Source organism: Streptomyces sp. NPDC054841, from assembly GCF_053611045.1.
Genome location: NZ_JBSGZO010000224.1, coordinates 1,526 through 13,796, shown reverse-complemented (window position 1 = coordinate 13,796; position 12,271 = coordinate 1,526). Strand labels below are relative to the sequence as shown.

The window sequence follows — 12,271 nt, the reverse complement described above, 5'->3', positions numbered from 1 at the left end:
CCCCGCGGGCCCGTCGGCGCACATCAGTACGCGGAGCCGGACGCGCCCAGCGAACCCGTCGGGTGCCAGACCGTCTTCGTCTCCAGGAACGCGGTCATCCGGTGCGTGCCCGGGTCCGCCGACCAGTCCTCGGCGCGGGGGCGCAGCACCCGCTTGAGGTTGTCCGCGGCCGCGACCTCCAGCTCCTTGGCGAGCTGCTCGTCGGCGCCCGTCAGGTCGATCGCGTTGACGTCCTGGTGGGCGGCGAGCGGAGCCGCGATCTCGGCCGTGCGGCCGGAGAGGACGTTGACGACGCCGCCGGGGAGGTCGGACGTGGCCAGCACCTCGCCGAGCGACAGCGCGGGCAGCGGGGCCTTCTCGCTGGCGATCAGCACGACCGTGTTGCCGGTGGCGATCGCCGGGGCGATCACGGAGACCAGGCCCAGGAACGACGACTGCTGCGGGGCCAGGACCGTGACCACACCGGTCGGTTCGGGCGTGGACAGGTTGAAGAACGGGCCCGCGACCGGGTTCGCCCCGCCCACGATCTGGCCGATCTTGTCGGTCCAGCCCGCGTACCAGACCCAGCGGTCGATCGCGGCGTCGACGGCCGCACCCGCCTTGGCCTTGGACAGCCCCTCGGCCTCGGCGACCTCGCGGACGAACTGGTCCCTGCGACCCTCCAGCATCTCGGCGATGCGGTAGAGGATCTGGCCGCGGTTGTACGCCGTCGCGCCCGACCAGGCGCCGAACGCCTTGCGGGCCGCGACGACCGCGTCACGGGCGTCCTTGCGGGACGACAGCGGGGCGTTGGCCAGCCACTTGCCCTTGGAGTCGGTCACCTCGTACACCCGTCCGCTCTCGCTGCGGGGGAACTTGCCCCCGACGAACAGCTTGTAGGTCTTGAAGACACTGAGGCGCGAAACATCAACAGAGCTCATTTGCGCTCCCCCTTCGGGGTCGACGGGGCGAGGTAGGCCTCCAGACCGTGGCGACCGCCCTCGCGGCCGAAGCCCGACTCCTTGTAGCCGCCGAACGGCGAGGTCGGGTCGAACTTGTTGAAGGTGTTGGCCCACACCACACCGGCGCGGAGCTTGTTCGCCACCGCGAGGATGCGGGAGCCCTTCTCCGTCCAGATGCCCGCGGACAGGCCGTACTGGCTGTTGTTGGCCTTGGCGACGGCCTCGTCCGGCGTACGGAACGTCAGCACCGACAGCACCGGGCCGAAGATCTCGTCGCGGGCGATGGTGTGTGCCTGCGTGACGTTCGTGAACAGCGTCGGGGCGAACCAGTAGCCGGAGGAGGGCAGCTCGCACGGTGCGGACCAGCGCTCGGCGCCCTCGGCCTCGCCGGTCTCGGCGAGGGCCGTGATGCGGGCCAGCTGCTCGGCCGAGTTGATCGCGCCGATGTCGGTGTTCTTGTCCAGCGGGTCGCCGAGGCGCAGGGTCGACAGCCGGCGCTTGAGCGAGTCGAGCAGCTCGTCCTGGATCGACTCCTGGACCAGCAGACGCGAACCGGCGCAGCAGACCTGGCCCTGGTTGAAGAAGATGCCGCCGACGATGCCCTCGACGGCCTGGTCGATGGGGGCGTCGTCGAAGACGATGTTGGCGCCCTTGCCGCCCAGCTCCAGGGTGACCTTCTTGTCCGTGCCGGCGATCTCGCGGGCGATGGCCTTGCCGACCGCGGTGGAGCCGGTGAACGCCACCTTGTTGACGTCCGGGTGCGCGACGAGCGCGGCACCCGTGTCGCCGTAACCGGGAAGGATGTTGACGACACCCTTCGGCAGCCCGGCCTGACGGCAGATGTCCGCGAAGAACAGGGCGGAGAGCGGGGTCGTCTCGGCGGGCTTCAGCACCACCGTGTTGCCGGTGGCGAGCGCCGGGGCGATCTTCCACGCCAGCATCAGGAGGGGGAAGTTCCAGGGAATGACCTGCCCCGCCACGCCGAGAGGGCGCGGGTTCGCGCCGTATCCGGCGTGGTCGAGCTTGTCCGCCCAGCCCGCGTAGTAGAAGAAGTGCGCCGCGACCAGCGGGAGGTCCGCGTCGCGGGTCTCCTTGATCGGCTTTCCGTTGTCCAGGGTCTCCAGGACGGCCAGTTCGCGCGAGCGCTCCTGGATGATCCGGGCGATCCGGAAGAGGTACTTGGCACGCTCGGAGCCCGGCAGCGCGGACCACTTCTCGAAGGCCCTGCGAGCGGCCTTCACCGCACGGTCGACATCCTCGGCGCCGGCCTGGGCGACCTCGGAGAGGACCTCCTCGGTGGACGGGGAGACCGTCTTGAAGACCTTGCCGTCGGCGGCGTCGGTGAACTCGCCGTCGATGAAGAGGCCGTACGACGGGGCGATGTCGACGACCGACCGCGACTCGGGAGCCGGTGCGTACTCGAATGCAGATGTCTGCTTGTCCATGGTCATGGGGTCTCAGTCCACCGTCACGTAGTCGGGGCCGGAGTAGCGGCCGGTCGCCAGCTTCTGGCGCTGCATCAGCAGGTCGTTCAGCAGGCTGGACGCGCCGAAGCGGAACCAGTGGTTGTCCAGCCAGTCCGCGCCCGCGGTCTCGTTGACCAGCACCAGGAACTTGATGGCGTCCTTGCTGGTGCGAATGCCGCCGGCGGGCTTCACGCCCACCTGTACTCCAGTCTGCGCCCGGAAGTCGCGGACGGCTTCGAGCATGACCAGGGTGTTCGCCGGGGTGGCGTTGACCGCGACCTTTCCGGTCGAGGTCTTGATGAAGTCGGCCCCGGCGATCATGCCGAGCCAGGAGGCGCGGCGGATGTTGTCGTACGTGGAGAGCTCGCCGGTCTCGAAGATGACCTTCAGGCGGGCCGCGCCCGCGGCCTCCTTCACGGCGCGGATCTCCTCGAACACCTTCAGGTACTTGCCGGCCAGGAAGGCGCCGCGGTCGATCACCATGTCGATCTCGTCCGCGCCCGCGGCGACGGCGTCACGGGTGTCCGCGAGCTTCACGTCGAGGGCGGCGCGGCCGGCCGGGAAGGCGGTGGCGACGGAGGCGACCTTGACGTCGGCGCCGCCCAGGGCGGCCTTCGCGGTGGCCACCATGTCGGGGTAGACACAGACGGCTGCCGTCCGCGGGGACGTACGGTCGGTCGGGTCGGGATTGACGGCCTTGGCGGCGAGCGCCCGGACCTTGCCCGGGGTGTCCGCGCCTTCCAGCGTCGTCAGGTCGATCATCGAGATGGCCAGGTCGATGGCGTACGCCTTGGCCGTCGTCTTGATCGAGCGGGTGCCGAGAGACGCGGCGCGCGCTTCCAGGCCGACAGTGTCGACCCCGGGCAGCCCGTGCAGGAAGCGGCGCAGTGCGCTGTCGGACGTGGTCACGTCAGCGAATGCAGGTGCAATGGTGGGCATGGTCACCAGATGAGCATATCTACGCGCGTAGCAACCTGTACAGAGGGCCCCGGGGACTCGTCATTCGGCGCGCCGGGCGCATGGGGCAGAATCGGGAGCATGACGAGCCCCGAGCAGCCGCCCTCCGAGCCGGCCTACGCCGACCGTGTCTACCGTTCGCCGATGGCGCTGGTGGGCGGCGTGCTGCTGCTCGCGCTCACCTTCTGGATCGGCGGCGACGCGGTGATCCGGGGCGAGGGGCGCACGCCCTGGCTCGGTCTGACGGGTCTGCTCGTGCTGGTGCCGATGATCGTCGCGTTCACCCTGCGGCCCGCCGTGTTCGCGGGCGAGGACAGGCTCCGGATCAGGAACCCGTTCCGCACGATCACCCTGCCCTGGGCGTCCGTCGCGGACGTGCGCGCCGGGTACTCCAGCGAGGTCACCACGCAGGAGGGCGCGAAGTACCAGCTGTGGTCCGTGCCGGTCTCGCTGCGGCAGCGCAAGCAGGCCGCCCGCCGGCAGGCGCTGGCGGCCCGGGGTGACCGTGGGCGCCGTGCGCCCGTGAACGCCGCGGTCGACCCCGCCGTCGGCACCGACGCCGGCGGCGCGCCCTGGCAGGCGCCCGCCGACCGGACGATCGCCGAACTGCGCGAGCTGGCCGAGCACGGCGCCACGCGTCCGAGCGCCAAGGGCGAACCGCAGGTGCGCTGGGCGTACGAGATCCTCGGCCCGGCCGTCGTGGGCGCGGTCGCTTTCGCGGTACTGCTCGCCGTCGCGTGAGCCGCTTTGCCCGGCGGGCCGGGTGAACCGCACTGCGTGCGTTGCGTGAACCGGCGTGCGTGCGTGGCGTGAACCGCCCCGCGCGTCGTGTGAACCGAACCGTTTGGCCTGCTGTCGTGTGAACCGGAGCGGTCTGCCTGCTGTCGTGTGCACCGGACCGCTTCGCCGACGGCGTGGGGCCGGACACGGGAATCCAGCCACCCCGGCCGGATCCGGCACCCGCGTTCACCGTGTCTTACGGCGGCCCCTTCCACACCAGCAGCATGTACGCCCCGAACCACGCCGACGACAGCGCCGCCCCGCCCAGCACCAGCAGCACCACCGGTCGCCGCGCCCGTCCCACCGCCGCCGCGATCGGCAGCAACAGCGGGAAGGCCGGCATGAGGAACCGGGCGCGTGGGAAGTAGACGCCGCCGCTGCCGAGGACGACGAGCAGCATCACGCCCGTGAAGACGAGCAGCACCAGCGGCTGCCGGTCCGTCAGGCACAGCAGATACAGCCCGGTGGACACGATCAGCACCAGCGACACGACCACCATCAGCAGCTGCGGGGTGGCGTCGTACACGACGTTCTCCCGGATCTCGGCCAGGGTGACCGTCCCGCCGTCCCACTCGTTGCGCCACAGCTTCTGTACGGCGAAGTAGCCGTCCCAGCGCCCGACCCGCAGGCCCACCCAGGCGACGTAACCGCCCCACCCCAGCGGCGCGATCAGCGCGCCCGCGAGCGCCCGGCGGTCCCGGGTCCGTACGAAGGCCACCAGCCCGGCCACCGCCACCGCCGCCGCGATCGCGACGCCCGTCGGCCGGGTCAGACCGGCCAGCGCCGCCAGCGGGCCCGCCCACAGCCAGCGGCCGCTGAGCGCCGCGTACAGCGACCACGCCGCGAGCGCCGTGAACAGCGACTCGGTGTAGCCCATCCACTGGACGATCGCGACGGGCAGCGCGCCCCACAGGACGGTGAGCACGGTTCCCGTGCGCCGCCCGTGCAGCCGGTCGCCGACCGCGAAGATCCCCCACGCGGCGACCAGCGACGTGACCATCGCGATCACGAGCGCGACGGAGGCACGGCTGCCCGGTGTCACCCCCGCGACGGCCTTCACCAGCACCGGATACAGCGGGAAGAACGCCAGATTGTTCGCGTCGAACGCGGTGCCGAGCTCGTGCGCGTACCCGTGGTCGGCGATCCCCAGATACCAGTTGGAGTCCCAGGACGTGGCCAGCGCCGGCCAGACGCCGTGCCCCTTGAGATGCGTCCACCGGGCGAGCACGAGCAGCCCGGTCAGCCGTACCGCCAGATAGCCGACCAGCGCCGGCGCGGCACGGCCCAGCGCTTGGAACAGCCGGTGATCCGCTCCCGGTACGCCGCCGCCTCCCGGGACGGGTGGCCGACGGGAGGCGGGGACAGCGGGTCGGTGCGTGGCGGTCGGGGGCACTGCGGCAGCTCCAGTGACTCGGGATGCGCTACCGGGTCACCTTGGCCCGTGGCTCCGCCCGAGGGCACGGGCTGCTGCGTCAACTGCCGTACGGGAATCACCCGCAGGGGGATCGGCGCGCCGGGCCCGTACCGCCGTTCCGCCCGGCCCGTACCGCCATGCCGTTCCGCCGCGAGCGCCGGCCTGGCCGTGCCGTCAGATGCCTGCCGCCACCGCCAGGTCGCGCTTGACCGCCGAGAGAACGTCCGCCGCCCGGACCCGGGCAGCCGCCAGCTCGCTCGCACCGGCGACCGGGACGACCACCTCCAGGTAGCACTTGAGCTTGGGCTCCGTGCCGCTCGGGCGGACGATGACGCGCGCCTTGTACTCGCCCTCCAGGTAGTACCGCAGACCGTCCGTCGGCGGCAGCTGCTCGCTGCCCTTCGTCAGGTCCTCCGCCGAGACGACCTGCATCCCGGCCAGCAGGACGGGCGGCTGCTCGCGCAGCCGGCGCATCGCGTCCGCGATGATGCTCAGGTCCTCCACGCGCGCCGACAACTGGTCGGTGGCGTGCAGCCCGTGCTCGATCGCGAGATCGTCCAGCAGGTCCGAGAGCGTACGGCCCTGCTCCCTGAGCTCCGAGGCCAGCTCGGCGACGAGCAGCGCGGCGGTGATGCCGTCCTTGTCGCGGACGCCGCCGGGGTCGACGCAGTAGCCGAGCGCCTCCTCGTACCCGTACCGCAGGCCCTCGACGCGCGCGATCCACTTGAAGCCGGTCAGCGTCTCCTCGTAACCGAGTCCGGCGGCCGCCGCGATACGCCCGAGCAGCGACGACGACACGATCGACTCGGCGAACGTGCCCCGCGCGCCCTTGTGCACAAGATGCGCGGCGAGCAGCGCGCCGACCTCGTCACCGCGCAGCATCCGCCAGCCTTCGGCGACGCTGTCGTCGGGTACGGCGACGGCGCAGCGGTCCGCGTCCGGGTCGTTGGCGATGACGATGTCCGGCCGGGCCTCGCGGGCCGTCGCGAAGGCCAGGTCCATCGCGCCCGGCTCCTCCGGGTTGGGGAAGGCGACCGTCGGGAACGCGGGATCGGGTTCGGCCTGCTCCTCGACGAGCACCGGAGCGGGGAAACCGGCCCGCTCCCACGCCGCCAGCACCACGTCCTTGCCGACGCCGTGCAGGGCCGTGTAGACGACGCGGGCGGTCCGGGGGGAGCGGGGGCTCAGGACGGCGTCCGTACGCTCCAGATAGGCCTGAAGAACCTCGTCCCCGAGGGTCTCCCAGCCGTCGCCCGGGCGCGGTACGTCGTGCAGGCTGCCCACCGCGTCGATCTGCGCGGCGATCTCGCCGTCGGCCGGCGGCACGATCTGCGAGCCGTCGCCGAGGTAGACCTTGTAGCCGTTGTCGCGCGGCGGGTTGTGGCTGGCGGTCACCTCGACGCCGGCGACGGCGCCCAGGTGCCGTATGGCGTACGCGAGCACGGGTGTCGGCAGCGGGCGCGGCAGCACGGCGGCGCGCAGGCCGGCGCCGGTCATGACGGCGGCGGTGTCGCGGGCGAAGTCCGCGGACTTGTAGCGGGCGTCGTAGCCGATGACGACGAGGCCGCCGGTGTGGCCCTGGGCCTTCAGGTACGCCGCGAGTCCCGCGGCGGCGCGGATGACCACGACGCGGTTCATCCGCATCGGCCCGGCGCCGAGCTCCCCGCGCAGCCCGGCCGTCCCGAACTGCAGCGTTCCCGCGAACCGCGCGGCCAGCTCCTCCGTGTCCTGAGCCTCGATGAGCTCGCTCAGCTCGTCCCGGGTCTCCGCGTCGGGGTCCTCGGCCAGCCAAGCCTGGGCCCGCGCGATCAGGTGCTGCGCCACGGTGTGCCTCTCTGATGTCGTTGTGAGCGTCATGAGCCTCATGAGCGTCTGCGTGCTCGGTTACGCCTGCCCCCGTTCCGGGCCCGGGGCTCGTGCCCGCCTGCGGGCCGGCCGGCACGAGCCATCGGCCACGGCACCGAGCTGCCGCGGGGGGCGGGGCGCAGCCCCGGTTCCGGGAAGGGGCGGGGGCGGGGCGGGGTGGGGGAAACCACCACCGGGCCGGCTCATGCGCCCCGCGCCGCGGGGGTCCGGGGCGTCAGCCCGTGACCATCAGATCCGCGCCAGGACCTTGGTCAGCAGCTCACCCATCCGCGCCGCCGAGTCGCGCCCCGCCTGGAGCACTTCCTCGTGGTTCAGGGGCTCGCCCGACAGACCCGCGGCCAGGTTGGTGACGAGGGAGATGCCCAGCACCTCGGCACCGGCCTCGCGGGCGGCGATCGCCTCGAGGACCGTGGACATGCCGACCAGGTCGCCACCCATCACACGGACCATGTTGATCTCGGCCGGAGTCTCGTAGTGCGGGCCGGGGAACTGGACGTACACGCCCTCCTCCAGCGACGCGTCGATCTCCTTGCACAGCGACCGCAGCCGCGGCGAGTACAGATCGGTGAGGTCCACGAAGTTCGCGCCGATGATCGGGGACGCCGCGGTCAGGTTGATGTGGTCACTGATCAGGACCGGCTGGCCGGGCTGCATGCCCTCGCGCAGGCCGCCGCAGCCGTTGGTGAGGACGACGGTCTTGCAGCCCGCGGCGACGGCGGTGCGCACACCGTGCGCGACTGCGGCGACGCCGCGGCCCTCGTAGTAGTGCGTACGGCCGAGGAAGACGAGCGCGCGCTTCTCGCCGATCTTGTACGAGCGGACCTTGCCGCCGTGGCCCTCGACCGCCGGCGGCGGGAAGCCGGGCAGCTCGGTGACCGGGAACTCGGCCTCGGGCGCACCGAGGGCGTCGACGGCCGGCGCCCAGCCGGAGCCCATCACCAGGGCGACGTCGTGGGTCTCGGCGCCCGTGAGCTCGCGCAGGCGTGCGGCGGCGTCGGTGGCCGCGGCGTGGGGGTCCGGGTGGGTAACAGAAGCGTTCACAAGAAGAGGGTAGCCCGAGAAGCCCTACGCGCGTAGATGACGATGCTCACGACTCCGTCACCCTTCTTTTGTCGTAAAGCACAAGAGCGATCCACGAGAGCGATCCACGAGAGCGAGGCGCGGAACCGACACGAGAGAGTGACCCAAGAAACCGACGCAGGAGAGCGGCGGCGGCTCCGGAGCGATGCGCAGGAGTGCGCGCGGGGGAGCCCGCCCGCTCACGTCAGCAGGGGCGCTTGCGGAGCTCCATCACATAGTCGTGCGGGGCCCCCGCCGACTCGGCCGCGTCGGCCAGCTCACCCAGATAGCGGGCCGAGGGCAGCCCGCCCTCGTATCCGTTCAGTACGTACACCCAGGCGGGCTCCTCGCCGTCCAGGGTGTGCACCCGTACGCGCATCCGCCGGTAGATGTCCAGCCCGACACCCTCCCAGCGGTCCATGGAGTCCTCGTCCAGCGGGGCGATGTCGTACAGCGCGACGAAGACCTGGGAACGCGGGGCCTCCACGATCGTGGCCAGCGCGCCTTCCCAGCCCATCTGCTCGCCGCCGAACGTCAGCCGCCAGCCGTTGAGCCAGCCCGTGCCGCGCAGCGGGGAGTGCGGAGCGCGGCGGGTCATCAGCCGCGCGTCGAGGTTGCCGGCGTACGCGGCGTAGAGCGACATGGGATCGAGGGTACGGGAGGGGAAGCGGTGACCGCCCGTCCCGATCCGCGGGCCTCCGTCACAGGCAGGTACGAAGGCCCCGGCGCGAAGCAGGTTGAAGCGTGCGGGACAATGGGTCCGACGGACCACCCGGCAGAGCGAGAGCGCGAGGCGTAACCCCAGTGACCCGGATCGTGATCATCGGTGGCGGACCCGGCGGATACGAGGCGGCCCTGGTGGGCGCCCAGCTCGGCGCGGAGGTGACCGTCGTCGACTGCGACGGCCTCGGCGGAGCATCCGTACTCACCGACTGCGTACCCTCGAAGACCCTGATCGCCACGGCCGAGGTGATGACGAACTTCGACTCCTCGCACGAGGAGCTGGGCATCATCGTCGCGGACGACACCCCGCACATCGAGCAGGCCGCCCGGATCGTCGGTGTGGACCTCGGCAAGGTCAACCGACGTGTGAAGCGGCTCGCGCTCGCGCAGTCCCACGACATCACGGCCTCGGTCACCCGGGCCGGCGCCCGCGTCCTGCGCGGCCGCGGCCGGCTCCAGGGCCGGCAGGCGATGGACGGCTCCCGCCAGGTCGTCGTCACCGCCGCGGACGGCACCGAGGAGACCCTCACCGCCGACGCCGTACTCATCGCGACCGGCGGTCACCCGCGCGAGATCCCCGACGCGCAGCCCGACGGCGAGCGCATCCTGAACTGGACGCAGGTGTACGACCTCGATGAGCTCCCCGAAGAGCTGATCGTGGTCGGCTCCGGTGTCACCGGCGCGGAGTTCGCCGGCGCGTACCAGGCGCTGGGCTCCCGGGTCACTCTCGTCTCCTCCCGCGACCGCGTGCTCCCGGGCGAGGACCCGGACGCCGCCGCGGTCCTGGAGGACGTGTTCCGGCGCCGCGGCATGAACGTCATGGCCCGCTCCCGCGCCCAGTCCGCCAAGCGCGTCGGCGACCGCGTCGAGGTCACTCTGGCGGACGGCCGGGTCATCTCCGGTACGCACTGTCTGATGGCCGTCGGTGCGGTCCCCAACTCCGCGGGCATGGGCCTGGATGAGGCCGGCGTCCGCCTCAAGGAATCCGGCCACATCTGGACCGACAAGGTGTCCCGCACCTCGGCGCCCGGGGTGTACGCGGCCGGCGACGTCACCGGTGTCTTCGCCCTCGCCTCCGTGGCGGCGATGCAGGGACGTATCGCCATGTACCACTTCCTGGGCGACGCGGTGGCCCCGCTGAACCTGAAGACGGTTTCCTCGAACGTCTTCACCGACCCCGAGATCGCGACCGTCGGCTACACCCAGGCGGACGTCGACGGCGGCGTCATCGACGCCCGCGTCGTCAAGCTGCCGCTGCTGCGCAACCCGCGCGCCAAGATGCAGGGCATCCGGGACGGCTTCGTGAAGATATTCTGCCGCCCCGGCACCGGCATCGTGGTCGGTGGAGTGGTCGTCTCGCCGCGCGCATCGGAACTGATCCACCCCATCTCGATCGCGGTCGACAACAACCTGACGGTCGAACAGATCGCAAAGGCTTTCACCGTGTACCCGTCGCTGTCGGGCTCGATCGCGGAAGTCGCGCGTCAGCTGCACACGCGCAAGGCGGCGGGCGAGGCGTAACGCCTGCGGGGCGGTGGCGGACGGCGGCCGGCCGGGGCGATCCCGGTAACCCGGGAGGTTCGCGGGAGGCCTCCATACCACTTTCGGGGCCTCTCCGTGCACAACTTCCCTTATTCGGCGCAAAGTGCTGAAAGGTATCCGCCGCTGGGGTTACTGTCAGTTTCGTGTTCGCTGCAGAACGTCGTCAATTGATCCTCGAAATGGTGCGTGCCAACGGGGCCGTGTCGCTCCGTGAGCTCGCCCGTGTCGTCCAGACCTCCGAAGTGACCGTACGGCGGGACGTGCGGGCACTGGAGGCAGAAGGACTCCTCGACCGCCGGCATGGCGGTGCGGTACTGCCGGGCGGGTTCACGCGAGAGTCCGGCTTCCCGCAGAAATCCCATCTCGCGACCGCGGAGAAGACGGCCATCGCCGACGCAGCCGCGGGCCTGGTCGAAGAGGGCGAGGCCATCGTGGTCGGCGCGGGGACGACCACGCAGGAGCTGGCCCGCCGGCTCGCGCGGGTACCCGGGCTCACCGTGGTCACCAACTCCCTGCTGGTGGCCCAGGCGCTGGCACACGCCAACCGCGTCGAGGTCGTCATGACCGGCGGCACGCTGCGTGGCTCGAACTATGCGCTCGTCGGCAGCGGGGCCGAGCAGTCGCTGCAGGGCCTGCGGGTCTCCCGCGCCTTCCTCTCCGGCAGCGGGCTGACCGCCGAGCGCGGGCTGTCCACGTCCAACATGCTGTCGGCGAGCGTGGACCGCGCGCTGGTCCAGGCGGCGGCGGAGGTCGTGGTGCTGGCCGACCATACGAAGCTGGGCACCGACACGATGTTCCAGACGGTGCCCACGGACGTGATCACCCGTCTGGTGACCGATGAGCCGCCCCCGCACGACGACCGTGCGCTGACGGAGCTCCAGGCCCTGGCGGACCAGGGCGTCCAGGTCGCGGTGGCCGGAACGGCCGTCGACACGGGCCGCCCCCGTCGCGAGGTCCCCCTCCCGGGCCAGCGCCGCACCCACCCGGGCCCGTCCCTCCGCCCGGCCGCGGCCCTGGCGGCGGACCAGCCCGACCGCCCCCGCGTGGCAGACCTCCGCCGCCGCTGACCCCGCGGCCCGCACCGACGACCGGACCAGGCCCGAAACGGACCCCCCACAACCCGCAGTCGGCAACCGGCCCGGGGCGGGGCCGAAGCGGACTCACCCCCACGACCCGCAGTCGGGCGACGGCCAGGGGTGGGGCCGTGCAGGGTCGGCCCCGCAGGGGTGGCATCGTGCCGGGGCGCATGGGTACGGGGCCGGATGCCGCCCCGAGGAGTCGAGCCCGGAGGGGCCCCGCCCCACCCCCCACCGGCGGACCCCGAGCCCGTCTGGGGGTCCCCCCACGCCGCAGGGCGTAGGGGGAGTTTGAGGACGGACACTCCGGGGTCACCCGCGGTACCGGCGTACCTCAAGCCTGTCCGGCGTTTGAGGACGGACACTCCGGGGTCACCCGCGGTACCGGCGTACCTCAAGCCTGTCCGGCGTTTGAGGACGGACACTCCGGGGTCACCCGCGGTACCG

The 12,271-nt window shown here is 71.9% G+C and carries 10 protein-coding genes; 3 read left to right on the top strand and 7 right to left on the bottom strand.

Annotated elements, in window-relative coordinates; genetic code table 11:
• Positions 1 to 23 precede the first annotated feature (23 nt).
• Genes ACWGI8_RS26215 through deoC form a run of 3 tightly spaced genes read right to left on the bottom strand, consistent with a single transcriptional unit; the run spans position 24 to position 3,346 of the window.
• On the bottom strand, positions 24 to 920 hold the full coding sequence (locus ACWGI8_RS26215) for an aldehyde dehydrogenase family protein (RefSeq protein ID WP_453664486.1): 897 nt from the start codon (positions 918 to 920) through the stop codon (positions 24 to 26).
• Positions 917 to 2,392: an aldehyde dehydrogenase family protein gene (locus ACWGI8_RS26210; RefSeq protein ID WP_453664485.1), complete on the bottom strand. Its 1,476-nt coding sequence runs from the start codon at positions 2,390 to 2,392 to the stop codon at positions 917 to 919. The genes ACWGI8_RS26215 and ACWGI8_RS26210 overlap by 4 nt, the downstream gene beginning before the upstream one ends.
• A 6-nt stretch (positions 2,393 to 2,398) precedes the next feature.
• Complete coding sequence (gene deoC / locus ACWGI8_RS26205) at positions 2,399 to 3,346, bottom strand: deoxyribose-phosphate aldolase (protein ID WP_453664488.1); 948 nt, start codon at positions 3,344 to 3,346, stop codon at positions 2,399 to 2,401.
• 99 nt (positions 3,347 to 3,445) lie between these two features.
• On the opposite strand from deoC, the gene ACWGI8_RS26200 reads away from it, so the two are divergent.
• Entirely contained in the window at positions 3,446 to 4,105 is a 660-nt protein-coding gene (locus ACWGI8_RS26200) for a PH domain-containing protein (protein WP_453664484.1), read from the top strand.
• Between the two features lie 235 nt (positions 4,106 to 4,340).
• Here the strand turns inward: ACWGI8_RS26200 and ACWGI8_RS26195 are convergent, their stop codons facing one another.
• The 4 genes from ACWGI8_RS26195 to ACWGI8_RS26180 form a co-directional block, all read right to left on the bottom strand.
• Positions 4,341 to 5,537: a hypothetical protein gene (locus tag ACWGI8_RS26195; protein ID WP_453664483.1), complete on the bottom strand. Its 1,197-nt coding sequence runs from the start codon at positions 5,535 to 5,537 to the stop codon at positions 4,341 to 4,343.
• 195 nt (positions 5,538 to 5,732) lie between these two features.
• Positions 5,733 to 7,415: a phospho-sugar mutase gene (locus ACWGI8_RS26190; RefSeq protein ID WP_453664482.1), complete on the bottom strand. Its 1,683-nt coding sequence runs from the start codon at positions 7,413 to 7,415 to the stop codon at positions 5,733 to 5,735.
• A gap of 237 nt (positions 7,416 to 7,652) precedes the next feature.
• The gene (locus ACWGI8_RS26185; RefSeq protein WP_453664480.1) at positions 7,653 to 8,465 is read right to left on the bottom strand and encodes a purine-nucleoside phosphorylase; all 813 of its coding nucleotides are present in this window, start codon (positions 8,463 to 8,465) and stop codon (positions 7,653 to 7,655) included.
• Between the two features lie 223 nt (positions 8,466 to 8,688).
• Positions 8,689 to 9,126 (bottom strand): gamma-glutamylcyclotransferase, encoded by a 438-nt coding sequence (locus ACWGI8_RS26180; protein WP_453664478.1) that lies wholly within the window; start codon positions 9,124 to 9,126, stop codon positions 8,689 to 8,691.
• A 161-nt stretch (positions 9,127 to 9,287) separates the two neighbouring features.
• Between ACWGI8_RS26180 and ACWGI8_RS26175 the strand changes: the two genes are divergently transcribed.
• Positions 9,288 to 10,727: an NAD(P)H-quinone dehydrogenase gene (locus tag ACWGI8_RS26175; protein ID WP_453664476.1), complete on the top strand. Its 1,440-nt coding sequence runs from the start codon at positions 9,288 to 9,290 to the stop codon at positions 10,725 to 10,727.
• Positions 10,728 to 10,891: 164 nt separating this feature from the next.
• Entirely contained in the window at positions 10,892 to 11,815 is a 924-nt protein-coding gene (locus ACWGI8_RS26170; protein WP_453664474.1) for a DeoR/GlpR family DNA-binding transcription regulator, read from the top strand.
• Positions 11,816 to 12,271: the final 456 nt, after the last annotated feature.